General features: G+C 53.7%; 23 protein-coding genes and 1 tRNA gene. 22 read left to right on the top strand and 2 right to left on the bottom strand.

What is annotated here, in order from left to right; translation table 11 throughout:
* Position 1: 1 nt before the first annotated feature.
* From pstB to QMO62_RS11535, 3 genes are all read left to right on the top strand, one after another.
* Complete coding sequence (pstB, locus tag QMO62_RS11545) at positions 2-754, top strand: phosphate ABC transporter ATP-binding protein PstB (RefSeq protein ID WP_284641107.1); 753 nt, start codon at positions 2-4, stop codon at positions 752-754.
* An 18-nt stretch (positions 755-772) separates the two neighbouring features.
* Entirely contained in the window at positions 773-1,432 is a 660-nt protein-coding gene (phoU, locus tag QMO62_RS11540; protein ID WP_284641106.1) for a phosphate signaling complex protein PhoU, read from the top strand.
* A gap of 236 nt (positions 1,433-1,668) precedes the next feature.
* Positions 1,669-3,411, top strand: a complete 1,743-nt coding sequence (locus QMO62_RS11535) for a bifunctional diguanylate cyclase/phosphodiesterase (RefSeq protein WP_284641105.1) — start codon at positions 1,669-1,671, stop codon at positions 3,409-3,411.
* On the opposite strand, the gene QMO62_RS11530 is transcribed toward QMO62_RS11535, so the two are convergent.
* Positions 3,387-4,154, bottom strand: coding sequence for an HAD family hydrolase (locus QMO62_RS11530; RefSeq protein ID WP_284641104.1), 768 nt, complete (start codon positions 4,152-4,154; stop codon positions 3,387-3,389). The two genes, QMO62_RS11535 and QMO62_RS11530, sit on opposite strands and share 25 nt — an antisense overlap.
* A gap of 158 nt (positions 4,155-4,312) precedes the next feature.
* Between QMO62_RS11530 and polA the strand changes: the two genes are divergently transcribed.
* From polA to QMO62_RS11505, 5 genes are all read left to right on the top strand, one after another.
* Positions 4,313-6,982 (top strand): DNA polymerase I, encoded by a 2,670-nt coding sequence (gene polA / locus QMO62_RS11525; protein ID WP_284641103.1) that lies wholly within the window; start codon positions 4,313-4,315, stop codon positions 6,980-6,982.
* 371 nt (positions 6,983-7,353) lie between these two features.
* Entirely contained in the window at positions 7,354-8,205 is an 852-nt protein-coding gene (mutM, locus tag QMO62_RS11520) for a DNA-formamidopyrimidine glycosylase (RefSeq protein ID WP_284641102.1), read from the top strand.
* 90 nt (positions 8,206-8,295) lie between these two features.
* Entirely contained in the window at positions 8,296-8,985 is a 690-nt protein-coding gene (gene ytaF / locus QMO62_RS11515; RefSeq protein WP_284641101.1) for a sporulation membrane protein YtaF, read from the top strand.
* 37 nt (positions 8,986-9,022) lie between these two features.
* Complete coding sequence (coaE, locus tag QMO62_RS11510; RefSeq protein WP_284641100.1) at positions 9,023-9,619, top strand: dephospho-CoA kinase; 597 nt, start codon at positions 9,023-9,025, stop codon at positions 9,617-9,619.
* Positions 9,616-10,191 (top strand): lytic transglycosylase domain-containing protein, encoded by a 576-nt coding sequence (locus tag QMO62_RS11505; RefSeq protein WP_284641099.1) that lies wholly within the window; start codon positions 9,616-9,618, stop codon positions 10,189-10,191. The genes coaE and QMO62_RS11505 overlap by 4 nt, the downstream gene beginning before the upstream one ends.
* A gap of 91 nt (positions 10,192-10,282) precedes the next feature.
* On the opposite strand, the gene QMO62_RS11500 is transcribed toward QMO62_RS11505, so the two are convergent.
* Positions 10,283-10,507, bottom strand: a complete 225-nt coding sequence (locus QMO62_RS11500) for an alpha/beta-type small acid-soluble spore protein (RefSeq protein ID WP_284641098.1) — start codon at positions 10,505-10,507, stop codon at positions 10,283-10,285.
* 99 nt (positions 10,508-10,606) lie between these two features.
* Between QMO62_RS11500 and nrdR the strand changes: the two genes are divergently transcribed.
* From nrdR to QMO62_RS11430, 14 genes are all read left to right on the top strand, one after another.
* A complete protein-coding gene (nrdR, locus tag QMO62_RS11495) occupies positions 10,607-11,080 on the top strand; it encodes a transcriptional regulator NrdR (protein WP_284641097.1) in 474 nt (157 codons plus the stop codon).
* Between the two features lie 66 nt (positions 11,081-11,146).
* Positions 11,147-11,219 (top strand) — tRNA-Ala (locus QMO62_RS11490).
* 159 nt (positions 11,220-11,378) lie between these two features.
* Positions 11,379-12,326: an LLM class flavin-dependent oxidoreductase gene (locus QMO62_RS11485; protein ID WP_284641096.1), complete on the top strand. Its 948-nt coding sequence runs from the start codon at positions 11,379-11,381 to the stop codon at positions 12,324-12,326.
* A 78-nt stretch (positions 12,327-12,404) separates the two neighbouring features.
* Positions 12,405-13,064 (top strand): TetR/AcrR family transcriptional regulator, encoded by a 660-nt coding sequence (locus QMO62_RS11480; protein ID WP_284641095.1) that lies wholly within the window; start codon positions 12,405-12,407, stop codon positions 13,062-13,064.
* A 5-nt stretch (positions 13,065-13,069) separates the two neighbouring features.
* A complete protein-coding gene (locus QMO62_RS11475) occupies positions 13,070-13,438 on the top strand; it encodes a DUF4180 domain-containing protein (protein ID WP_284641094.1) in 369 nt (122 codons plus the stop codon).
* Positions 13,439-13,459: 21 nt separating this feature from the next.
* Positions 13,460-14,119: a formylglycine-generating enzyme family protein gene (locus QMO62_RS11470; protein ID WP_284641093.1), complete on the top strand. Its 660-nt coding sequence runs from the start codon at positions 13,460-13,462 to the stop codon at positions 14,117-14,119.
* Between the two features lie 478 nt (positions 14,120-14,597).
* Entirely contained in the window at positions 14,598-16,151 is a 1,554-nt protein-coding gene (locus QMO62_RS11465) for an ABC transporter substrate-binding protein (protein ID WP_284644924.1), read from the top strand.
* Positions 16,133-17,158, top strand: a complete 1,026-nt coding sequence (locus QMO62_RS11460; protein WP_284641092.1) for an ABC transporter permease — start codon at positions 16,133-16,135, stop codon at positions 17,156-17,158. Before QMO62_RS11465 ends, QMO62_RS11460 begins: the two co-directional genes overlap by 19 nt.
* Positions 17,155-18,018 (top strand): ABC transporter permease, encoded by an 864-nt coding sequence (locus QMO62_RS11455; RefSeq protein ID WP_284641091.1) that lies wholly within the window; start codon positions 17,155-17,157, stop codon positions 18,016-18,018. Before QMO62_RS11460 ends, QMO62_RS11455 begins: the two co-directional genes overlap by 4 nt.
* Before the next feature lie 19 nt (positions 18,019-18,037).
* Complete coding sequence (locus tag QMO62_RS11450; RefSeq protein ID WP_284641090.1) at positions 18,038-18,961, top strand: ABC transporter ATP-binding protein; 924 nt, start codon at positions 18,038-18,040, stop codon at positions 18,959-18,961.
* The gene (locus QMO62_RS11445; RefSeq protein ID WP_284641089.1) at positions 18,951-19,571 is read left to right on the top strand and encodes an ABC transporter ATP-binding protein; all 621 of its coding nucleotides are present in this window, start codon (positions 18,951-18,953) and stop codon (positions 19,569-19,571) included. The genes QMO62_RS11450 and QMO62_RS11445 overlap by 11 nt, the downstream gene beginning before the upstream one ends.
* 133 nt (positions 19,572-19,704) lie before the next feature.
* Entirely contained in the window at positions 19,705-20,541 is an 837-nt protein-coding gene (locus QMO62_RS11440; RefSeq protein ID WP_284641088.1) for a helix-turn-helix domain-containing protein, read from the top strand.
* 90 nt (positions 20,542-20,631) lie between these two features.
* Positions 20,632-21,207: a dihydrofolate reductase family protein gene (locus QMO62_RS11435; RefSeq protein ID WP_284641087.1), complete on the top strand. Its 576-nt coding sequence runs from the start codon at positions 20,632-20,634 to the stop codon at positions 21,205-21,207.
* Positions 21,208-21,369: 162 nt separating this feature from the next.
* Positions 21,370-23,928, top strand: a complete 2,559-nt coding sequence (locus QMO62_RS11430) for a winged helix-turn-helix domain-containing protein (protein ID WP_504928719.1) — start codon at positions 21,370-21,372, stop codon at positions 23,926-23,928.
* Positions 23,929-23,966 lie beyond the last annotated feature (38 nt).

The raw sequence follows: 23,966 nt of genomic DNA, 5'->3' as shown, positions 1-23,966 counted from the left end.
CATGTCTATTGTCAGCATCAAGAATTTAAACTTGCATTATTCCGAGTTTCATGCCTTGAAGAACGTTCAAATGGAAATTAGCGAAAAATCGGTGACGGCCTTCATCGGTCCGTCCGGCTGCGGGAAGTCGACCTTGCTGCGCACGCTGAACCGAATGAACGATATGATTAAAGGGATTCGTATCGAAGGCGATGTCATGATTAACGGCACCAATATTTACGACCCGGATGTGAATGTGGAGCTGCTCCGCAAAAATATCGGCATGGTGTTTCAACAGCCGAATCCTTTTCCAAAGTCAATCTATGATAACGTAGCCTATGGCCCGCGTATTCACGGCATTACGGACAAAACGCAGCTGGATCATATCGTGGAGAGCAGCTTGAAGGCTGCCGCGCTTTGGACGGAAGTGAACAGCAACCTGAAAAAGTCGGCATACGGTTTATCCGGCGGTCAGCAGCAGCGGCTTTGTATCGCTCGCGCGCTAGCGGTAAATCCGCAAATTTTGCTGATGGATGAGCCGACCTCGGCGCTGGATCCGATCTCGACTTTGAAGATTGAAGAGCTGATTCGGGAGCTGCGCGATCAATATACGATCGTCATCGTCACCCATAACATGCAGCAAGCGGCGAGAATCTCCGATTTCACCTCGTTCTTCCTTAACGGAGAAGTGATTGAATCCGACCAGACGGAGAAAATTTTCACCACACCGTCGGACCAGCGAACAGAAGACTACATTACCGGACGTTTCGGATAAATTGAGGAGTGAATTGTCGTGGATACGAGATCGAATTTTCATCAGGCGGTTGATGAGCTGCAGCAAGAGCTGCTGAAGATGGGCAAACAGGTTGAAGAGCATATCCATCTGGCGGTAGAAGCTTTGGCCGCAATGGATGAAGCTTTAGCGAAGCGGATCATTCAAGAGGACGATCAAATCGACGAAATGATGCTGGCGATTGAGGAAAAATGTGTACGGCTGATTGCTCTGCAGCAGCCCATGGCCAGCGACCTGCGGATTATCGGCATGGCGATGAAGATTTCAACGGACCTCGAGCGGATTGCCGACCATGCCGTAGACATCGCCAAGATTGCCCTGCGCCTGGCGGGCGAGGAATTGGTAAAGCCGCTGGAGATTATTCCTAAGATGACGCTGCTCGCTAAAGATATGCTTCGCGAGAGTTTGCTGTCCTATACGGAGCGCAACGTTCACCGTGCCGCAGCCCTTGCGGAGAAGGATGACGAGCTCGATAAGCTGTACAGCACGGTCATGAACGAGATCATCGGGCTGATGAACAGCGATTTTGCACGGAACCGCCAGCTGTCTCAGCTGATGTTCGCGGCGCATTACCTGGAGCGCGTCGGCGATCATACGACGAATATCGGGGAAGGCGTCATTTATATGGTGACCGGGAAACGAAAGGATTTGAATATCTAATAGAGAAGGACCTGAGGCTTTATGTCTCGGGTCCTTTCGGTGTATATGTAAGATATTTTCCATAACTTCGACAATCTTTTACAATATCTTTACATAACAAGGTGGGTAATGTTAACACTAGTTCTTCCATCCTATGCTAGAATAAATACAAGAGAACAAAGAAGTAGGGATGGCATATGGCGATAGAACGTCCAAAGTACGAGAAGGGTCCTACGGCAGAATCGCTTCATATGGAAATGCAGCAAATTATAAAGGACCGGTCGATTACAACGCTTTATCAGCCGATTCTTTCATTGAAGGACGGCAAGGTATTCGGCTATGAGGCGCTGACACGGGGTCCGGAGGCCAGCCCTCTTTATGCGCCTTTGCCGTTGTTCGAGCAGGCGGAGCGTTCCGGCCTACTGTACTCCCTTGACCGGTTAGCCCGCGAGAAGGCCATACAAGATTCCTTGGCGGTAACGGACAAAGAGCTTCTGTTTTTAAATCTCTCGGCACGCATCCTGCAGGATCCTTTGTTTATGCCCGGTCGTACGCTGGAGCTGCTTGAACGAAGAGGGCTTAGGCCGTGCAACGTCGTGTTTGAAATAACGGAGCGCGATTCCATTGGGGATTTCGCCGCCGCCCAGCGTATTCTCGATCATTACCGTTCACAGGGCTACCGGATTGCCGTGGATGACGCCGGCGCCGGCTATTCCTCCCTGCAGGCGGTAGCGGAGCTTCAACCTGACTTTATTAAAGCGGACCGCTCGCTCGTGAAGGATCTTCATCTGCAGAAGAAAAAGGAATATATCGTAGAAACGCTGCTTGAATTCGCCCAGAAGCTGAACATTGACATGATTGCTGAGGGAATCGAGAAGACGGAGGAGCTGATGAAGCTCACTCGGATGGGCGTGCATTTCGGGCAAGGCTTTCTGCTCGGACGGCCGGGAAGGGAGCGCACCGTGCTGACGGAGGACCTTAGGGAGTGCATTCTCACCCATCGCCGGAAGCACGATACGACAGGGAGCACCTGGGCTATTGGGGACTTGGCCTCTCCCTGCGCGGAATTCAAGCCTACCGTACAGATCTCCGAGGTCGCAGGGTATTTTAAGCAAAATATTCATGCCCAAGGCGCAGCCATAGTATCTGAGGGCGTGCCGATCGGGCTCATCATGCGGGAACGGCTGTTTCAGCAGCTGGCCGGGCAGTACGGCTTCTCCCTGTTCTGGAACCGTTCCATCGATCAGCTGATGGATCCGAGACCGTTGATCGTTGATGAGCTGACGCCTGTGGAGCAGGTTTCCCAGCTCGCCACCTCCCGGGACATCCAAAATCTATATGACCTTGTGCTTATCACAAGGAGAGGGAGCTTCACCGGAGCCGCCTCCATCCGCTCCATTCTGGAGTGCATCACGAACGCACGGATGGAGAGCGCGAAGGTGGCAAGCCCGCTTACCGGCTTGCCGGGCAATATCCAGATTCATAGGGAGCTGAACAAACGCCTGACGGAGGGGCGCCGTTTTTCCGTCATTTACGCGGATTTGGATTTCTTCAAATGGTACAATGACCGGTACGGCTTCCAGAAAGGCGATCAGCTGATTCAATTCACGGCGGATTGCATCCAGCAAGCGATTGGCGTGCTTGGCAAGCCGCATGACTTTGTCGGACATATCGGCGGCGACGATTTCATTGCGATTACAAGCTGCGATGATCCCGAGAAGCTGTGCGGCGAGGTGATCCGCCGTTTCGAGCAGGGCGTGCCGCTATTCTACGAGAAGAAGGACTGGAGCTATGTGGAGGATCGCAGCGGCAACCGGATCGAAAGCACCGGAGTGACCATCTCCCTTTCGTTGATCGTCTGCGGGCAGGCCGGGCAAGTGACGGCGGACCAGATTTCCCAAGCGGCCGCGAAGCTGAAGAAGCTATCCAAGCAGGCGAAGGGAAGCATCTTCTGCTCCGATTACTTGGAGGCCGCCTATAGCAATAATTCAGGCAGCTGATCTAGCTGTACAATACAGTATACACTGCGTTTCCCGAGCTTCTGATGTGAAATGGTTTTGGCTGGGGAACGGACAGACGGGTCCTTCGGCGGATGATACCATACGGCATCGATACCAACCTTGGTAGCTCCGCAAATATCATGCTTCCAGGAGTTCCCGACCATAAGGGCATGCCGCGGACTGACCTCCAGTTTTTTCAGCGCGGCTTTAAAGAGATACGGGGACGGTTTTTTCTCGGAGGGCTTGCCTGCGGTAAAGATCCGCTCCTGCTGGAAGAACGGGATCAGGTCGAATTTCTCGAGCAAGCCGAGAACCTCCGTCCGCGGACTGTTGCTGATAATGGCCAGCTTGTAGCTGGATGCGAGCCGGTGCAGCATGGGAATGACATGCGGCGCCGGCCTCTTGGCGCTGGATTGCATGGTTCGCGCTTCCACCAGCATGCTCCTTACCATGGAAGAAGGAAGCGGGATGTCGAGCTCGGCTATGGCTTCGAGGAAACAGGCTTGCTCCAGCTCATCCAGCCGCTGAGAGGATAAATTGGTTTTGCGCCGGAGGTGCCAGCGGCGTATATAAGCCTGCCATACATCCTCCTTCGTTGGCGATTCTTCTTGAAGCCAGCGTGCGGTGTAGTCCCCCCATACGCTTTTGAAGCATTGCTCGAAGGAACGTCCTTGCTCAACCAGGGTTTGATTCACATCCAGCAGAATGGCCTTCTTGTTTACCGGCCTCGCGATCGATGTCATGGCTTACCATACCTCCGTTCCTCGTATCTCCTTTTCATTTTATGCAGAAATTGGCGTCGAACAGCCCTCCTTTACGTGAGAACCCGGTTTTTTTCTTCGGGCTCCGTATGATATGATGAAGGGAGGTATGTTAACGGTTCAAAAAATGAGGTGTAACCATGTCCAAACTGGTTTTAATTGATGGCAACAGTATTATTTATCGCGCTTTCTTCGCCTTGCCGCCGCTTAGCAACTCCAAGGGTCAGCATACGAATGCGGTATTCGGATTTACCACGATGCTGCTGAGACTCATGGAGGAACAGAAGCCTACCCATTTCCTGGTGGCGTTCGATGCGGGGAAAGCGACGTTTCGACATAAGGACTACGCAGAATATAAAGGCGGACGGGAAAAAACGCCGTCGGAGCTGTCGGAGCAATTCCCGGTCCTGAAGGAGCTGCTGAATTCCTTCGGCATTCGGCAGTTCGAGCTGGACGGATATGAAGCCGATGACATTATCGGTACGCTCACACGGGTTGCCGATGAGAAGGGCGGCATAGAGGTGCTCGTCGTTACGGGAGACAAGGACATGCTTCAGCTTGCTTCTGACCGGGTAACGATTGCTCTAACCCGGAAGGGCATTAGCGAGGTGGAGCTGTTCAGCCCGGAGTACATCGGGGAGAAGTACGGCCTCACACCTAAGCAGATCATCGACCTCAAGGGTCTAATGGGTGACACGAGCGATAATATTCCGGGAATTCCGGGCGTCGGGGAGAAAACCGCACTTAAGCTGCTCCACGAGTTCGGCTCGGTGGAGAACGTGCTGGAAAATGCCGCGAACGTCAAGGGGAAAATGGGCGAAAAAATCGCCGAGCACGCAGACAGTGCCCGCATGAGCAAGGAGCTGGCGACGATTTACCGCGAGGTGCCGCTCGACCTGGAGTGGGAGCAGCTGAAATATGAGGGTTACGACAAGCGGGAGCTCGGAGAGGCGTTCCGCAAGCTGGAATTCAAATCGCTCATTGAGAAAATGGACTTGACCGTCAGCGCGGCCGCTTCGGCCGTTCCGCAAGCGGACATGGAAGCCGTTCTAGTAACAGAGAACACAATGGACGAGCTTCTGGCCTTCCTGCCTGAGGTGAAGGCGCTGCACATCGAGATCATCGGCGATAACCCGCATACGGCGGATGTCGTCGGCATTGCCTTCAGCCCTGCTCCTGTAGAGGGCAAAGCGCTGCGCTGCTACTATATCCCATTCGAGCTTGCGGCCGGGGAGCAAGGGAAGCCGCTTCGCGAATGGCTCGCCTCGGAAGAGAAGAACGTTGCCGTATTCGACCTGCATCGCGCTCTGATCGCCCTCGCATGGAGAGGTATCGAGCTGAAGGGAGCCGGCATCTGTACGGTACTCGCCGCCTATCTGCTCGATCCGACGGAGTCCACGCTGACGCTGGACAGCCTCTCGGCACGGTATGAGCTTCCGGCGATCCCGTCCGATGAGGAGGTCTACGGCAAGGGGGCCAAGTTTGCCCTGCCGTCGATGGAGGAGCTATGCTCCTATCTATGCCGCAAGGCTGCAGCGGTCGCCTTCCTCGCGGACAAGCTGAAGGCCGATCTGGAGCAGAATGACATGGATAAGCTGTTCTACGAGCTGGAGTTTCCGCTTGCCGTTGTGCTGGCCTCCATGGAGATGAAGGGCATCAAGGTCGATGCGGAGGGGCTGAAGAAGTACGGTGCGGAGCTCGGCGTACAGCTTGAGAAGATCATGCAGGAGGTATACCAGGCCGCAGGAGTTGAATTCAATATCGGTTCTCCTAAGCAGCTTGGTGAAATCTTGTTCGAGAAGCTGCAGCTGCCCGTATGGAAGAAAACGAAGACCGGCTATTCCACCGATGCGGAGGTATTGGAGAAGCTGGAGCCGTACCATCCGGTCATCGGCCATATCCTGAACTACCGCTCGTTAGCGAAGCTTCAGTCTACGTACGTGGAGGGCTTGCTGAAGGAGGTTCGCCCGAGCGACGGAAAGGTGCATACTTACTACCAGCAGACGATTGCCGCGACCGGCCGTCTCAGCAGCCAATTCCCGAATTTGCAGAATATCCCGATCCGTCTGGAGGAGGGCCGCAAGATCCGGAAGGTATTCGTGCCGTCCGAGCCGGGCTGGCGCATTCTGACGGCCGATTACTCGCAGATTGAGCTGCGGGTGCTCGCTCACATCTCTCAGGATGAGAAGCTGATGGAAGCGTTCCGGAAAAATATGGATATTCATACGAAAACGGCGATGGACGTCTTCGGCGTATCCGAATCCGAGGTCGATTCGAACATGCGCCGTTCGGCCAAAGCGGTCAACTTCGGGATCGTATACGGCATCAGCGAATACGGCTTGTCCCAAAACCTGAATATTACACGGAAGGAAGCGGGGCAGTTTATCGAGCAGTATTTTGCCGTGTTCCAGGGTGTACGCAAATATATGGATGACATTGTGCGCAAAGCCCGCGAGGACGGCTACGTCACGACGCTGCTGAACCGCCGCCGGTACTTGCCGGAAATTACGGCCTCCAACTTTAACATTCGTTCTTTCGCCGAACGTACGGCGATGAACTCGCCGATTCAAGGCACCGCGGCGGATATCATCAAGCTGGCGATGGTACAGCTCGACGAGCGGATGCGCGAAGAAAAGCTGAAGAGCCGCATGCTGCTGCAGGTGCATGACGAATTGGTGTTCGAGGTGCCGGAGGAGGAGCTTGAGCTGATGAAGCGGACCGTTGCTGAGGTGATGGAGGGCGCTCTCAAGCTGGATGTTCCGCTGAAGGTGGATGTCGATTGGGGAGAGAATTGGTACGAAGCGAAATAAGGCTTCGCGCAATAATATACTCGGCAACTTGCGGTGCTTGCGCACCGTTGTTGCCGTTTTTGACGAGGAAGCGCTGCTACGTGTGAGGTAACCAAAGTGCATTCGTGCCATAGTGCAGAAATTTACGCTCCTCTCCCGAGTTCGGAAAGAGATTTGTGCGAAATAACAGCTTTCAGAGTGCGTAAGGGCCCAAACCGGGGCAAGAGGCCCGAGAAAGTTGTATATTCGCAGAAATCCGTTCAGATTGTCCAAACTTATAGGGGAAAAGCTGCACTTTCGCAGTAATGTTCTTTCTGAATAAGATTGCCCTTCATGAGAAGGGATATTGAATAGAAGCCATTCTTGCTTTATACGAGAGGAGGGAGTTCATCATGCCGGAATTGCCGGAGGTAGAGACGGTTCGGCGGACGCTGAATCAGCTAGTGGCTGGGAAGACGATTGCCAAGGTTGCGGTCCGGCTCAATCGGATCATCCTGCTGCCGGATGATGTTAAGCTGTTCGAGCAGCTGCTGGCGGGCCAGACGATTCATACCGTGGAGCGGCGGGGCAAATTCCTGCGCTTCATGATGGATGACTACACCATGGTGTCTCATCTGCGCATGGAGGGCCGCTATGGGCTATACCAGCAGGATGACGCAATCGAGCCGCATACGCATGTCATTTTTTATTTTACCGATGGGACGGAGCTGCGGTATAAGGACGTAAGACAGTTCGGAACCATGCACGTGTTCCCGAAAAATCTGGACTTGCAGGAGAATCCCCTCAAGAAGCTCGGATTGGAGCCGCTCGACGAAGGCTTTACCCTGAAAGCCTTTGAGGATACCATTGCAAGAAAAACAACGAAAATCAAACCGCTGCTGCTGAATCAGGAATACATTGTCGGCATCGGGAATATATATGTGGACGAGTCCTTGTACTTGGCGGGTATTCATCCGGAGCGGGAAGCGGGGTCGCTCAGCAGGAAGGAGCTTACCAAGCTGCATGAGGCGATTGTCCGAACGCTGCAGGATGCGGTGCAGGCCGGCGGCTCCTCCATCAAATCGTATGTGAACGGACAAGGCGAGATCGGCATGTTCCAGCACCAGCTGAAAATGTATGGCCGCAAGGAAGAGCCGTGTTATTCATGCGGTACGGCCATTGTGAAAACGGTGGTCGCGGGACGGGGCACGCATTATTGTCCGAAATGTCAGCCTTTAAAACGTCAACGCGTGCGAAAGGTATAGGGGAAGGCCCGTCTTGTCTGCGGACATGCACTCTCCGCCCAGAGCTCTCATATAGATAGGTTGAGGCTTTAGGTGAGGAGGAGGGGTAGCATGCTGCCTGCGATATCATTGCTGATCTTGGCGCTGGCGGTCAGTCTTGACGGCTTCGGCGTCGGTGTCATGTACGGGTTGCGTAAAATCAGAATACCGCTTGTATCCATCGCCATTATTTCCTTTTGCTCGGGGCTGATCATTTACGGGTCCATGCAGATTGGCGTATTCCTAAGTCGGTTTGTGCATCCGCAGTGGGCTAAGGGGCTTGGTGCCTTAATTCTCGTAGGGATCGGCATATGGGCGTTGTTTCAGATGTTTATGGAGAAAGAGGAGCAGGCTGACGCATCTGATGCCGGCAAGCAGCCTGTAAGCACCCCGCTTGGGGGAACGGCTGTGTATACGGTGAAGGAAATATTCACGCTGGAGCTAAAACGGTTCGGTCTGATCATCCAAATTCTGCGTTCCCCGCAGGTGGCGGATATGGACCGGTCGGGCAATATCTCTGCAAATGAGGCGATGCTGCTTGGCTTAGCGTTGTCGCTGGATGCGTTCGGAGCCGGAATCGGTGCCGCTCTGATTGGTTTTACCCCTTGGCTGACGGCGGCGGTAATCGCGTGCGCAAGCGGTATGTTCCTTACACTGGGACTTCGAATCGGGTTCCGCTATGCAGATATTCGATGGATACGCAAGTTATCGATTTTGCCCGGATTTGTTCTCATCATCATGGGTATCATGAAACTGTTCTAATTCTTCCATTACTTCGTCTTCCTAGAGGAGCATAAACATGAATATCGGATTAACCGGAGGCATTGCCTGCGGCAAGAGTACAGTTGCTTCCCTGCTCGTTCAGCGCGGCGCATTCCTGGTGGATGCCGACCGCATCGCCCGTGAGGTGGTGGAGCCGGGAAGTCCTGTGCTTTCCCGGGTGGTGGAACGTTTTGGCCCAGACATCCTTCTGGAGGACGGGTCGCTTCACCGTAAGAAGCTTGGCGAAATTATTTTTGAAAATCCGGCTGCCCGAGAGGATTTGAACGGGATTCTTCATCCGCCGATTCGAGCCATGATGCGTGAGCAGATGGCTTCTCTCGAGGCTCAGCATCCGGACAAGCTGGTTGTCGTAGACATTCCGCTGCTTTTTGAATCCAAGCTGCAGCATATGGTTTCGGAGGTCATGGTCGTGTATGTGCCGCGTGAGGTACAGCAAGAGCGACTGATGGCGCGGGACGGAATCACACGGGAACAAGCGGAAAAACGGATCGCAGCCCAAATGCCGATCGAAGAGAAAAAGCAGCTGGCGGATATCGTGATAGATAATTCCGGCACCTTGATCGAAACAGAAAAACAGGTGGACCGTTTTCTGAAGGAAAGGGGGCTGTTATGAAGTTTTTTCGAAAAAAACGAACTTTCGCTTTCCTTTTAGTGGGGTTTGTTATATTTCTTTTTCTGAGCAGCGGTGCGCTGGGGAGGATGATGTATCCGATCCATTATCAGGAGGAGATTCGGGAAAACGCGGCTAGGTATGAACTGGACCCTTTTCTCATAGCAGCCATTATTCGGGTGGAATCCAATTATGAGAAGGACATTGAATCCAAGAAAGGGGCCTACGGGCTCATGCAGTTGATGCCGGATACGTCCTCATGGATTATTGAAACCGGCCAGTTTTCACCTTCATACGGAAGGGCATTGGATAATCCGGCCGTTAGCATCCAGCTTGGATCCTGGTATCTGAACTGGCTGCATAGGCAATTCCAAGGCAATCCATATGCGGCTATTGCAGGGTATAATGCAGGGCAGGGCAATGTCATTAAATGGCTGCAATCGAAAGAATGGGACGGAACCTTGGAGAATGCGGCTATGATCCCTTTTGGCGAAACAAGACATTATGTACAGCGTGTGGTATATTACCAGAAACGATATGAGCAGTTGTACGGAGACCATTGGAATAAGAAGTAGGCTTAACGCTGAGAAAAGGCAAAGAAGCATTGGACAAGCTCCTTGCGGAGGTTTGTCCAATACTTCTATGCGTATTGCTCAAAACGTGGTATTATTTGAATTGACCGGCAAGAGATTGCTCAGCGATTTGTACCAGGCGGCGTGTAATGTGACCACCGATCGCACCAGTATCACGAGTAGCCATGTTACCGTAGTAACCGTCTTGTGGAATCGCGATACCGAGTTCCTGAGCTACTTCGTATTTCAATTGGTCCAGCGCTTGACTAGCCTGTGGGACAACCAAAACGTTGCTACCACCAGATTGACCTGCACCCATGTCTGTTCACCTCCTTGTCGTTGGTAATCCTATTATGCTCGTTTCCTTGGCGTTCATAACAGGTAGTGTATGGTAATACTGAAAGGATGTATCCCGCTCATGAAATGCCCTTATTGTGACTATAGTGGAACCAAGGTGCTTGATTCCCGCGCAGCCAACGAGAATAAATCGATCCGTCGCCGGAGAGAATGTGAACGATGCCAGAAGCGTTTCACGACCTTCGAGATGGTGGAGGAAACGCCTCTTATCGTCATTAAGAAAGACGGAAGCCGTGAGGAATTCAGCCGGGAGAAGATGATGCGAGGATTAATCCGCGCGTGCGAGAAGCGCCCTGTGTCGGTAGAGCAGCTGGACAAGATCGTATCCGAGGTGGAGAAACAGATCCGCAATACGGCGCACGCCGAGGTGGACAGCCGCCAGATCGGCGAGATCGTAATGGAGCAGCTGTACCCGGTGGATGAGGTTGCCTACATTCGTTTTGCCTCGGTATATCGTCAGTTCAAGGACATTAATATGTTCATGAAGGAATTGAATGATATTTTGCTGAAGCACCAAGTCGGCGGACAGGGATAACAGCATGTAAAATCAAGTGTTGACAAGCAATCATGCTCCGTGGTAATATACATTTTGTCGCCACACGGGGCCTTAGCTCAGCTGGGAGAGCGCATCGCTGGCAGCGATGAGGTCAGGGGTTCGATCCCCCTAGGCTCCATACATAAACAAAAGTTAACCGATCCAACGAGGGTCGGTTTTTTTATTTTTGAAAAAGCAAGGAAAGTGTTCATCTGAGCTATACTGGTAATATGCTATTCGCAGATAAACTTCTACGAATCGGTCGAGTATTAGGAGGGAACCGGTCATCGGAAATGAGATGAGTGTAAAAGGAAAATTGCTAAAACTTGGCGTGCTGGATCTGGTCCCGGTATTCGGAAACAGGAATGATACTTACGCATTAGAACGGGCGGCAGAGCTTGCACAGACGGCGGAGCTGCTAGGGTATTCCCGCTATTGGGTGGCCGAGCACCATAATATGCCGCTATTGGCTTGCCCCTCGCCAGAAGTGCTTTTAGCTCACATTGGAGCCCGAACGAAGCGGATTCGTATCGGTTCGGGCGCGGTGTTGCTGCCGCACTATAAGCCGCTCAAAGTAGCGGAATCTTTTCGTTTGCTGGCTGCCCTGTACCCCGGTCGGATCGATCTGGGCATAGGCCGGGCACCCGGTGGAAATGCTCATGCCAGTATGGCGCTTAGCGGCAATTTTTTGGAAAATGTGGGGCAAATGCCGGATAAATTAAAGGATATCGCCAGGCTGCTGCAAGGCAGCTACACCTATGAGGGAGAACCGATCGGCGCCCGTCCGAATCCTTCTGTTCAACCGGAGGTATGGCTTCTAGGAACCAATAAGAAAAGCGCGGAATATGCAGCGGCATTCGGGATGGGTTACGTATTCGGCCAATTTATGAGCGAGACGGATCCCGGGGAGGTACTGCGTGTTTACCGCGAATCTTTTGTTCCCTCGCCGCTCTGTCCCAAGCCCCAAATAATGATAACCGTAGGTGTTGCATGTACGGCAACCGACGCAGAGGCAAGGAGACTGGCGCTCTCGAGCGGTTCCATGTTCCGTGAAGAGGTGCAGGCCGGACAATCGATGCCGTATTCGGCACGCAAACTGCTTGTGGGGACAGCTTCATCTGTTCAAGCTCGATTACAGGAGTTGTCGGATTTATATGGAGTTGATGAATTCATGCTTGTAACTATGATCCCTGATTACGCCGAGAGGCTGCGTTCCTATGAATTGCTTGCTCAATCCACTTTTTAATTTGACAAAAGGGCAAGCGTTGCTTACAATTATTTAAACTGACCGTTCAGTATAAATAAATAGGAATCAGGTGAACGTATGCCCAAGGTAGGGATGGAACCGAAGCGCCGAGCGGATGTCATTAATGCTGCATTAACCTGTATTAGCGTTCACGGGATGGACGGGATGACCTTAGATAAGGTTGCCGAGTATGCGAAATGCTCTAAGGGAGTAATTATTTACTATTTTAAAAATAAGGATCAGTTGATCGTGGAAGCCTTCCGGTCCTTCATGGCTTACTACGGTCTGAAGATACAATCCGAAATCGACAGCTCCATGCCGGCGGATCAAATGATCGATATTACGATGAAGCATATCCTGCCCCCATACGATGACGATAAAAGCAACGAGATGAAGCTAAATGTGTCGCCGCTGGACGGGATAGAAGCCATGTTTATCCCGATCGAGGATCAGGCGAGACTCTTTCTTCAGTTGTTCTCCAAGGCTGTATTGGACCGCAGGCTGCAGGAGGTTGTGTCCACGAGCTACATGACGGACCTCCAAGGTATCGCCAAAATTTTCGATTATGGCAACAGGACGGGCCGCATGAATGTGGAAGATCCCCAAAGCGCTGCATACGGGCTGCTTGCCATGGTAATCGGACTCAGCTTCTTTAGAGTCGCGAACATTCCGCCCGTTCATGGCGAGGATAACCGATACGTCGGTGAGGATTTTATTAGGAAGATGACAGGGGGCTAGTTGAAATGAACATTGCTAAAGTAGTGGCTAACGGGGTGCCCATTGCCGTTGTGAGCGGCAGCGAGGTCGCCGTCGAGGATGCACAGTCAGCTTTGGATCTTTTGGCAACCGTGCGTTATGAAACCGACAGCGATCGGATGATTCTGCACAAATCGCTGCTGAGCGAAAGCTTTTTCGATCTGAGTACGCGCCTTGCAGGGGAAGTGGTACAGAAATTTATCAATTACCGGATGAAGCTTGCTATCGTGGGTGATTTTTCTACGTATTCCAGTAAAAGTCTCAAACACTTCATCTATGAGAGCAATAACGGAACCGATCTTTTCTTTCTGCCAGACGTACAACAAGCCATTGACCGGTTAAGCAGGGTGAGCTAGTTGGTGAACGGGAGGATGTGGATGCTTGAGATCCCCATGGTGCCGATTCCGGCGGGTGAAGTTGAATTAAGGGATGACCGAATCAAGCGAAATTGGACGACGCGGGTGGATTCTTTTTTATTAGGGCAGGTTCCTGTTACAAGGGGATTGTATGATGCGATCATACCCAGGGCAGTCGAAGCTCACTACGAGCCACAATCTCCGGTAGTGGACGTCTCATGGCATGATGCTGTTGCCTTTTGTAATTTGCTTTCCCGGCAAGCCGGCCTGCAGGAATGCTACTCGGTAAGCGAGGACGGAGAACGTGTCGACTGGAACAGGGAGGCCTGCGGTTACCGGCTTCCAACAGAAGCGGAATGGCAGTATGCGTGTAAAGCCGGAACTGGCGGTTATCGTTACGGCGAGCTCGAGACCATAGCCTGGTATCTTGAGAATGCCGAAGGCAGGGTACATCATGTGGGGCAGAAGCAGCCGAATGCGTGGGGTCTCTACGATATGCTGGGAAATGTGTGGGAGTGGTGCTGGGATGTATATGATCCCAAGGTATACGGGTCTTACCGAATTTTTCGCGGTGGGAGCTGGGCGGAAGAGGCAAGGGGATGCGGAGCCACCTGCCGCCGTCGAAGCCATCCGACGTTTCGGATCGATGATCTTGGGTTTCGTCTGGCGAGATCCTGCTAAGGGAACGATGGGGTACCCTCTTCTGCAAGAAGGACGCCATCGTGTCCAACAAGGGAAGCAAAGCTGCTAAAGTGCAGAAATCCACGATTCCAATCGAAGTTCAGAACGGAATTTGTGAGAATGAGCATCTTTAAGATCGCACAATGGCTGAAAGTGTGGCAAATGGTCTCGGAATGCTGTATATACGCAGAAATCCTCTTCGATTTGATGAGAATGGTGGAGAAAGCTGCCTTTTTGCAGAAGTGTACCATTCAATTTAACACACAGAGATCTTCTAAGGACCGTCCGGTGCAGGACGGTTTTTTCTTTGGTTACTTACTGATGACAAGCACAATTGTTTGTGTTACGATTTATTCGTTTCGTGTTACGATTGATGAGGCCTACATAAAGATTCAGCCCGAACACGGTCATAGATGAGAATCGGGAGTGAGAGAGCTTGAGAAGTATCATAAGAAGCTATGGGATCTTGATTCTAATCATGCTGATCCTTGCGGCAGGATGCTCGGGGAAGCAGAAGGAAACGGCTGCGGGCAATAAACAAGAGCTTCTGCTTGCCGTAGGCGGTGAGCCGGAGCACGGCTTCGACCCGACGACAGGCTGGGGAAGATATGGCTCGCCTCTGTTCCAAAGCACCTTACTGAAAAGGGATCATGCGATGAACATTACATATGATCTTGCTACCTCTTATGAGGTAAGCGGTGACGGTAGGGTTTGGACCGTATCGCTTCGCAAGGATGTCAAGTTCTCTGACGGAAAGCCGTTATCTGCTGCCGATGTCCAATATACGTTTCTAACGGCTGCTAAGAGCGGTTCTGCTATCGACCTTAGTATCTTGAGCGATGTGGAAGCACCGGAAGAGCATGTCGTCCGGTTCAAGCTCAAAGAGCCGCAGTCTACGTTTATCCAATATCTCGTGTCGACGGGGATTGTTCCAAAGCATGCCCACGGGAAGGATTATGCATCCCATCCTATTGGCTCCGGTCCGTTCCGGCTCGTGCAGTGGGATAAGGGGCAGCAGGTGATTGTCGAACCGAACCCGGAATATTACGGGAAACCATCGGCCTTTAAGAAAATCACGTTTATGTTCCTGAACGAAGATGCTGCCTTGGCCGCGGCGAAGGCGGGGAAGGTGGATGTAGCTGCCATTCCGGCAAGCTTCAGCAAGATGACCGTTGCGGGCATGAGGCTCGAAGCCGTGAAGTCGGTGGATAATCGGGGCATCATGTTTCCCTACGTGAAAGCAGGGAGCAAGACGAAGGAAGGCTACCCAATCGGGAACGATGTAACCTCCGAAGCGTCCGTTCGAAAAGCCATCAACCTGGCGCTCGATCGAAAAGCGCTGGTGAATGGGGTGCTTGAGGGTCACGGTACACCTGCTTATACGATCAATGACGGCCTCCCTTGGTCGAACCCGGATGCCGCCATCAAGGATGGCGACATGGCCGGCGCCAGAAAGCTTCTGACGGATGACGGCTGGAAAGACACCGACGGGGACGGCATTCTTGAGAAAAATTCGCGCAAAGCCGAGCTTACGCTCTTATACCCTGCGAGCGATGTCAACAGACAGTCATTGGCGATTGCCGCCGCGGATATGCTGAAGCCGCTCGGAATTGCGGTTAAGGCGGAAGGGAAGAGCTGGGATGAGATTCGAAAGCAGATGCATGCCCATCCCGTATTGTTAGGCTGGGGGAGCCATGATCCGCTGGAAATGTACAATGTATACAGCAGCAGGTTCGGCGGCGTGGAATACTATAATCCTGGCTTTTACAGTAATCCGGCGGTGGAGGCTTATATGGAGAAGGCTTTGAGAGCAACTGATGAGAAGGAAGCGGCGAAATATTGGAGAAAGGCGCAATGGGACGGCCAAACCGGTTTAAGCGCCCAAGGCGACGCACCATGGGCTTGGCTTGTAAACCTGGATCATTTGTACCTTGTTAAGGAGGGTCTGGATATCGGCAGGCAAAAGATTCATCCTCACGGTCATGGCTGGCCGGTTACGGATAACATTGAGGAATGGCAATGGACCGAGTGATGAGAACCTCAGCTTCGTTCGCGAAGAGTCTGACCTTTTTCCTGCTGCGCAAAGGGGCCAGGTTGATTCTGCTACTCCTGGCGGTAAGCAGTATCTCCTTTGCGCTTGCAGAGTACTCCCCTATGGATCCGGTGCAGGCCTACGTTGGCGCCGACCTGATGAGGGTTAGCCCCGAGCAGCGGGAGGCCATTGCCGAGTATTGGGGGCTTAACAAGCCGCCTGTGGAACGCTTTACCTTGTGGCTCGGTTCCGTCATACGCGGTGAGCTCGGCACCTCCATGATCTATCGCCTGCCCGTGACGGAGGTCATTCAGGAGCGGTTCGTCAGCTCCGTCTTTCTGATGGGGGCCGCATGGCTGCTTTCGGGCCTTCTTGGGTTTGCGCTGGGGGTAATCGCAGCAATGAAGAGAAATACGTGGATCGACAAGCTCATTCAATTGTATTGCTATTCGCTTTCGGCAACTCCCGCCTTTTGGCTGGGGCTGTTGTTCTTGATGATCTTTGCCGTCTGGCTCGGTTGGTTTCCCGTAGGCTTAGGCGTCCCTGCCGGTGTGCTTGCGGAGCAAGTAACCCTTGCGGACCGGCTGGAGCATATGGCCTTGCCCGCACTCACTCTCAGCGCCGCAGGAACGGCTTCCATTACGCTGCACACGCGTCAAAAGTTGGTTGAGGTGCTGGACAGCGATTATATCTTGTTTGCCAGAGCAAGAGGAGAGCAGGGTTTTCCGTTGTTTTGGCGGCATGGACTGCGCAATGTAGCTCTGCCCGCCGTTACTTTGCAATTTACTGCCTTTAGCGAGCTGTTCGGCGGAGCGGTGCTTGCCGAGCAGGTATTTGCTTATCCCGGCTTAGGTCAAGCTACCGTGGAAGCAGGGCTGCGCGGGGATGTACCTCTGCTGCTCGGCATCGTTCTGTTCAGCACGCTGTTTGTTTTCTGCGGCAATCTGCTGGCGGAGGCGGCTTATCGCTTTATCGATCCCAGAGTGAAGGAGGGGCAAGCGGTATGAGAACTTTGGCTAAGCCTTGGAAGTCAGCCTTCAGGCTCCCTAAGCTGCATGGACGCCAGCGCGCCCTCCTCTCGGCAGGAAGCGCTTTGGCATTTCTACTGTTCATTTGGCTTGGTTCCGTCTTCTTGCCGGAGGGGGGATTGCAATCACAGCTGGAGCTGCGGAATGTGCCGCCCTCTCCGGAGCATCTCTTCGGAACGGATTGGCTGGGACGAGATATGCTGACCCGAACGTGGAAAGGGCTGCAGCTTAGTCTGCAGGTCGGATTCATCGCAGGCGGAATCAGTGTCATTCTTGCAACGGTGCTCGGTCTCTCTGCAGCAGCCTTCGGAAAAGGGGTAGACCGGGTCATTACCTGGCTTATCGATTTGTTCTTGAGCGTACCTCATCTGGTTGCGCTCATTCTCATCGCCTTCGTTCTTGGGGGCGGGGCCAAGGGCGTCATTGCGGGAGTAGCGCTAACCCACTGGCCAGCGCTGACGCGGGTGATCCGGGCGGAGGTCCTGCGGCTTCGTTCCTCCGAGTATGTGCTAATCTCCAAACGAATGGGGAAAAGTGCCTATTGGATCGGAAGCCGCCACCTGCTTCCCCACCTGCTGCCGCAGCTGCTTACCGGGCTGGTGCTGGTAATTCCCCACGCGATTCTGCACGAAGCGGCGGTAACCTTTGTAGGACTGGGACTTTCTCCGCACGAGCCCGCGATCGGGGTGATTTTATCGGAATCCATGCGTTATCTTTCCGCCGGTTTATGGTGGTTAGCCGTGTTCCCCGGTCTGTGTCTCTTTCTTGTTGTTCGAAGCATAGCTCAGCTGGGAGAGCAGTGTCGATTACTGACCGACCCGCATCATTCTCATGACTGATCGGCTGGAGGAAAATCATATGGCTCTTTTGGAAATAGAGGATTTATCCGTTCGTTTTACCCAATATACGAAAGGCATGCGCCAAAGCACGATTCAGGTGCTGCATGAGCTTCGCCTGTCGATCCATGCCGGTGAAATTGTAACGGTGTTCGGCTCCAGCGGTTCAGGCAAAAGTCTGCTTGCCCATGCCGTCTTGGGGATTTTGCCGGGGAATGCAAGCTCTACGGGAACGATTCGGTTCGGGCGGGAGCCGCTTACTCCCGAAAGACAGGCGAAGCTAAGAGGAAACCAAATTTCCCTAGTGCCACAATCGGTTTCTTACCTGGATCCGCTGATGCGGATAGGAAATCAGGTCAGGCAATCGGTGAAAGCGGGTGACCCCGTCTTGAAGCAGAGAGAGGTCTTCGACCGGTACCGGCTGAAGCGGGAGACGGAAAACTATTTTCCGTTTCAGCTGTCGGGAGGTATGGCAAGAAGAGTTCTTGTATCCACAGCGGTCGTAAGCGGCGCTAAGCTCATCATTGCTGATGAGCCTACCCCGGGGCTGGACCCCGTAATTGTCGGGGAAGCGCTTGGCTGCCTTCGGGAGCTGGCCGATCAAGGCTGCGCCGTCATGCTGATTTCCCATGATATCGAATCGGCGCTGACGGTATCCGACCGGGTCGCGGTTATGTATGCGGGGCGTGTGGTCGAACAGTGTCCTGCGGAGGATTTCAGCGGATCGGGGGAACGATTGCGACATCCTTACACCCAAGCATTATGGCGCTCATTGCCGCAAAATGATTTCACCCCTCTGCCCGGATCGCAGCCGTCTGCAGATGCTTTGCCGGAAGGCTGTGTATTCGCGCCGAGATGTTCCGCCGCTACCCGTGAATGCCTCGGGGCTGTACCGGCAATGAGAGAGGTTAGAGGCGGACTCGTGAGGTGCATTTATGCTTCTTGAGGGGAATAAGCTGGGCTATGGCTATGCGAACCGGCCTTGGCTTTTTAATCATGTGGATATTCGGATCGAATCCGGGGAAAGAGTCGGTTTGGTCGGTCCCAGCGGCTGCGGTAAATCGACGTTGGGCCGCTTGCTGGCAGGCTATGCCAAACCGCTCCAAGGGAATGTAACCTTAGACGGAAACCCTCTTCCCGAGAAGGGGTACCATCCCGTTCAAATGATCTTTCAGCATCCGGAAAAGGCAGTCAATCCAAGATGGAAGCTGCGCAGAACGTTGAATGAAGGCTGGGCGCCGGAGCAAGACCTTCTGCAGCGGCTCGGCATTGAGCCTGCCTGGCTGGATCGTTGGCCTAACGAGCTGTCGGGAGGTGAGCTGCAGCGCATTTGCATCGCAAGGGCGCTTAGCCCGCAGACTCAATTTCTGATCGCCGATGAAATGAGTACGATGCTGGATGCCGTCACGCAAGCGCAGCTGTGGCATGCCTTGCTCGAGGCGGCTCAGACGCGCAACATGGGGATGCTTGTCATCAGTCACGAACGGCACTTGCTGCGGCGTGTCTGTCATCGGATCATAGAGTTTCCGGCAACGGGAACGATGGAACCGCAATAACGGGTCCTTTTCACATACCGGGAGGAGTTCCTGGAGTGGCTGCCGAATGGGTTATGACAAACGGATATAGAAGGGAGCCGGCCGGTCCGGCCGTCATGGCCCCTGGCTCTGACGAGAGCCGCCGGCGACGAAGATGACTACTATCAGCTTCAGCGTCATGCAGCCACCGCAGGCTGTAAGCAGGGATATCGAATGTCTGCGAATCGCAACGCACACGGGACATCAGCCGCTTGACGTCAAGGTATGCCCGAGCGGGTACCCGGGGATCGTATTTCAGCTTGCTGCCGACCGTACCTCTGCCATCGAGAGCATCGCCATCCGCTCCGCGAAAACGACCGCGATCCCGTTCCTGTTTCTTCATGGCCAAGGATCGGAGCCAAGCTTCATGCGCTTTCACGGCAAGCCTTACACCACGATTCAGATCGTTTTCAAGCCCCATGCTTTGTACAGCTTGTTCGGCTGGGACGCTTCACTTCATAATCAAGGCTTTCTAGAGCCCCACCAATTCGGAGCGGAGGGACTTGAGGAAGAGCTTCGGCAAGCGGGCTCAACGGACGAACGAGTCGAATTGCTGGGCTGCTTTCTTACGGCAAGGAAGGAACAGACTCATGCTCGGGACGAGCTCATCGAATCGACGCTTGATTACATACGTGATCATATCGAAACGGTTTCCGTAAAACAGCTGGTAGCCTGCTTTCATCTGTCGGAGCGGCAATTCCAAAAACGGTTCGCCCGGGTCGTAGGGTTGCCGCCGAATTTATTCATTCGGGTAAGGAGGATCAATGAGGCGCTGAAGCGGATGCACTCCGGTGAGTATGAACGGTTATCCGATGTGGCTTATGCGCTGAACTATTACGATCAGTCTCATTTTATCCGCGATATGAAATTGTTCTCTTGGGTAAGTCCGAAGCATATCGCGATGAAGGTCAGCGAATTTCACAGTGATTTAGCCGGGTCTTCTTATCTGTAGAAGGACGGTTTTGTCCAATTTTTTCTGTCATCCTTGGGGTATGATGTAGTTCTTCCCATAACCGACTACCCCCTGAGGAGTGACGAGCAAATGAAGAAGATAAAAGTGCTGAACCGGATATCGATTGACGGTTACTTTGCCAGTCCGAACGAAGCGAGCTTCGGTATGGACTGGTTTATCCATGACCCGGAGGTGGACAAGGCAGTACATTCGATCGGCGGCAAAATGAATACGCTGATTCTGGGAGGGACGACTTACCGCGGATTTGAACAGTATTGGGTTCCTGTTCTGAACGATCCTCATGCACCCCGGCAGTTGAAGGAGATCGCAGAGGAGTTAAATGACATGACCAAGATTGTTTTCTCCAGATCGATGACAGCTTCGAAATGGGATCATACCCGGATATTTCCCGACCGATTGCTGGAGACCGTACGTCAGCTGAAACGGGAGGCCGATTCCGATATTCTCCTGCTGGGCAGCGGATCCATTTTACAGCAGCTTGCTCGGGAAGATTTGATCGACGAGTATATTTTTATCGTCACCCCTGTCATTTCCGGCGGAGGAAAGCCATTGTTCCAGGATGTGAAACAAACCGGGCTTACTCTGGAAAAGGCGATCACGTTCGCATCCGGAAACGTCGTGCTTCATTATACGGTTCAGCGGTAAAGCAAAAGCTGCGATAGATCCATAAACCCGGTATAGTAGGCTCTGTGGCTGTTGACGATAGAGAAAGGCCGTACTTATAATGAAGTCATGTCGATGAACATCCTATCCACCAAATTATACATGCCCCCGTCGCGGCCCAAGGTTGTTCGGCGGACTCGCCTATTGGAGCGACTGAATGAGGGGATGCACCGCAAGCTGACCATCGTGTCCGCACCTGCGGGCTATGGCAAAACGACGCTTGTCGCCGAATGGCTCGCGGGCTGCGGAAGAACGGCCGTATGGCTTTCCTTGGACGAGGGCGACCACGATCCTGCACGCTTTCTCACCTATCTGACGGCTGCCCTGCAGACGATGGACAGGAGTATCGGGGAAGGCGTATTTGCTTTGCTTGCCTCTCCCCAGCCGCCGCCGTCGGAATTCATTCTAACTACACTGCTTAATGATATAAAAGCCCATCCTTACCCGTTTCACCTCGTGCTTGACGATTACCACGTGTTGGATGCAGGTCCCGTCGATAAGGCGATCACCTTCCTGCTTGAGCGCATGCCTCCGCAGATGCATCTGGTCATCACAACCCGCAAGGACCCCTCGATTCCCTTGGGACGGCTGCGTGCCCGCGACCAGCTTACGGAATTACGCGCTGCAGACTTGCGGTTCGACTTCCCCGAAACAGTTGAGTTTCTTGGAGAGGTCATGGGCCTCAGCTTGTCGAACGACGAAATGGCGCATCTTGATTCCCGCACGGAAGGCTGGGTTGCCGGCCTGCAGTTAGCTGCGCTATCCATGAAAGGCGATTCGGACATATCGGGCCGCAGCGCTTCCTTCACCGGCACCCACCCCTTCGTATTGGACTATCTGGTGGAAGAGGTGCTGAAGCGGCAGCCTGCCCCAATACAGACCTTCCTGCTGCGAACCTCGATCCTCGACCGATTCTGCGGCCCGCTCTGCGATGCGGTAATGGCCGGTGCTGATAAAGAGCCTAGCATCTCACCCGGGCAGGAAGTCCTGGCGTATCTCGAGCAGGCCAACCTGTTCCTTGTCCCGCTCGATCAGGAGAAGCGCTGGTATCGGTATCACCATCTCTTTGCAGAGCTGCTGCGGCAAAAGCTACCGTCGATGTCAGCGACAGCTCCGCTTCATGTGCGTGCCAGCGAATGGCTGGAAGCACAAGGCTGCGAGCTGGAGGCGTTTCACCATGCGGCCGCAGCGGGAGAGACGGCCCGGGCCGTTCGATTGATAGAGGGCAAAGGGATGCCCTTGCTCTTTCGTGGAGCGGTGACGCCCATTCTGAATTGGCTGGCATCACTGCCCGAAGAGGAGCTGGACGCATGGCCTTCGTTGTGGGTGACCTATGCATCTGCTTTGCTATTGTCAGGCCGGCTGTCCGGCGTACAGCAGAAGCTGCAAGCTGCGGAGAAGGCGCTGCAAGGCATCCCGCATGACGATAAGAGCCGCGATCTCATCGGGCATATTGCCTCGATACGAGCCACGATGGCTGTCAACAAGCATCAGGCGGAAACGATCCTCTCCGAGTCGCGCCGTGCCTTAAGTTATTTGCACCAAGGCAATCTGCCCGTCCGCACCGCTACTACCTGGACCCTGGGATACGCTTATCAGCTTCTAGGGGAGCGGGCAGCGGCAATCGCGGCCTATACCGAAGCATTATCCGCCAGTCAAACAATAGGGCACGTCATGATCACTATCATGGCCACTCTCGGCATAGGCCTGCTGCAGGAAGCGGATAACCGGTACCATACGGCGGCGGAAACTTATCGTCATGTGCTGGCATTGGCGGGCGACCCGCCGCTACCTGTCGCTTGCGAGGCTCATCTGGGCTTAGCCCGTATCCATTATGAATGGAACCGGCTGGAGGAGGCACAGCGGCACGGCCAACAGGCGTCCCGGCTGGCCGGACTGCTGGAGCATTCGGACCGGGTCGTGGCCTGCGAGGTGTTTCTCGCGCGGTTGAAGCTGGCTCAAGGGAAAGTGAGCGAGGCTGCCGAGATCGTTGTCCGGTCCGAGCATTTTGCAAGACAGCATCGGTATGAGCAGCAATTCCCCTTCATCTCCGCCGTACACGTGCAGGTGCTGCTTCGGCAGGGCAATCTCATGGCAGCCTCGCAGCTCGCCCGGAAGCACAAGCTTCCTGTGAGTCTGGCTCGGGCCCATCTGGCTCAAGGAGATACAGCTGCCGCGCTGGCTCTGCTGGGACCGCACATGGAATGGCTGGAAGCCAAAGGCTGGGAGGATGAACGGCTTCAAGGCTTGATCCTCGAAGCCCTTGCGCTGCATGCCCATGGAGATAAGCTGAGATCCTTGCAGCAGCTGAGCTATGCCTTGGCATTAGCGGAGCCGGGAGGCTTCGTCCGGCTGTTTCTCGAGGAAGGGCAGCCGATGGCCGGTCTCTTGTCGGAAGCCGCGGCTGCGGGAATCATGCAAGAGTACATCGGAAAGCTGCTGTCCGCCATGAAAGCGGAGGGAATCTATTGCGGGCTCCTCTCCGATTCGCCTCAAGCGCCCTCACTGATTGAGCCCCTTACCGCGCGGGAAACGGAGGTGCTCCGTCTCATAGCCTTAGGCTTGTCGAATCACGAGATAGGCGAGCGCCTTTTCATTTCCTTGAGTACGGTGAAAGGGCATAACAGGATCATCTTCGACAAGCTGCAGGTCAAACGGCGCACCGAAGCGGTTGCTCTTGCACGCAAGCTTGGCCTTCTCTAAGCATTTCGTCAAAACCGTACTTTAGTATCTATGGAATC

It is taken from the genome of Paenibacillus silviterrae, assembly GCF_030167925.1.
Lineage (GTDB): Bacteria > Bacillota > Bacilli > Paenibacillales > NBRC-103111 > Paenibacillus_G > Paenibacillus_G silviterrae.
Note: the sequence above shows the minus strand (reverse complement) of the source record. Positions and strands in the feature narration are given on the sequence as shown.

What these genes read in the sequence shown, in the direction of transcription:
- QMO62_RS11460 (WP_284641092.1), top strand. Translation starts at nt 16,133, where the DNA reads ATGGCAATGGACCGAGTGATGAGAACCTCAGCTTCGTTCGCGAAGAGT.
- QMO62_RS11505 (WP_284641099.1), top strand. Translation starts at nt 9,616, where the DNA reads ATGAAGTTTTTTCGAAAAAAACGAACTTTCGCTTTCCTTTTAGTGGGG.
- QMO62_RS11530 (WP_284641104.1), bottom strand. Translation starts at nt 4,154, where the DNA reads ATGACATCGATCGCGAGGCCGGTAAACAAGAAGGCCATTCTGCTGGAT.
- polA (WP_284641103.1), top strand. Translation starts at nt 4,313, where the DNA reads ATGTCCAAACTGGTTTTAATTGATGGCAACAGTATTATTTATCGCGCT.
- nrdR (WP_284641097.1), top strand. Translation starts at nt 10,607, where the DNA reads ATGAAATGCCCTTATTGTGACTATAGTGGAACCAAGGTGCTTGATTCC.
- QMO62_RS11440 (WP_284641088.1), top strand. Translation starts at nt 19,705, where the DNA reads ATGACTACTATCAGCTTCAGCGTCATGCAGCCACCGCAGGCTGTAAGC.
- QMO62_RS11485 (WP_284641096.1), top strand. Translation starts at nt 11,379, where the DNA reads ATGAGTGTAAAAGGAAAATTGCTAAAACTTGGCGTGCTGGATCTGGTC.
- QMO62_RS11450 (WP_284641090.1), top strand. Translation starts at nt 18,038, where the DNA reads ATGGCTCTTTTGGAAATAGAGGATTTATCCGTTCGTTTTACCCAATAT.
- QMO62_RS11535 (WP_284641105.1), top strand. Translation starts at nt 1,669, where the DNA reads ATGCAGCAAATTATAAAGGACCGGTCGATTACAACGCTTTATCAGCCG.
- QMO62_RS11475 (WP_284641094.1), top strand. Translation starts at nt 13,070, where the DNA reads ATGAACATTGCTAAAGTAGTGGCTAACGGGGTGCCCATTGCCGTTGTG.
- coaE (WP_284641100.1), top strand. Translation starts at nt 9,023, where the DNA reads ATGAATATCGGATTAACCGGAGGCATTGCCTGCGGCAAGAGTACAGTT.
- QMO62_RS11445 (WP_284641089.1), top strand. Translation starts at nt 18,951, where the DNA reads ATGCTTCTTGAGGGGAATAAGCTGGGCTATGGCTATGCGAACCGGCCT.
- QMO62_RS11500 (WP_284641098.1), bottom strand. Translation starts at nt 10,507, where the DNA reads ATGGGTGCAGGTCAATCTGGTGGTAGCAACGTTTTGGTTGTCCCACAG.
- QMO62_RS11455 (WP_284641091.1), top strand. Translation starts at nt 17,155, where the DNA reads ATGAGAACTTTGGCTAAGCCTTGGAAGTCAGCCTTCAGGCTCCCTAAG.
- QMO62_RS11480 (WP_284641095.1), top strand. Translation starts at nt 12,405, where the DNA reads ATGCCCAAGGTAGGGATGGAACCGAAGCGCCGAGCGGATGTCATTAAT.
- QMO62_RS11465 (WP_284644924.1), top strand. Translation starts at nt 14,598, where the DNA reads ATGCTGATCCTTGCGGCAGGATGCTCGGGGAAGCAGAAGGAAACGGCT.
- mutM (WP_284641102.1), top strand. Translation starts at nt 7,354, where the DNA reads ATGCCGGAATTGCCGGAGGTAGAGACGGTTCGGCGGACGCTGAATCAG.
- pstB (WP_284641107.1), top strand. Translation starts at nt 2, where the DNA reads ATGTCTATTGTCAGCATCAAGAATTTAAACTTGCATTATTCCGAGTTT.
- QMO62_RS11435 (WP_284641087.1), top strand. Translation starts at nt 20,632, where the DNA reads ATGAAGAAGATAAAAGTGCTGAACCGGATATCGATTGACGGTTACTTT.
- ytaF (WP_284641101.1), top strand. Translation starts at nt 8,296, where the DNA reads ATGCTGCCTGCGATATCATTGCTGATCTTGGCGCTGGCGGTCAGTCTT.
- QMO62_RS11470 (WP_284641093.1), top strand. Translation starts at nt 13,460, where the DNA reads ATGCTTGAGATCCCCATGGTGCCGATTCCGGCGGGTGAAGTTGAATTA.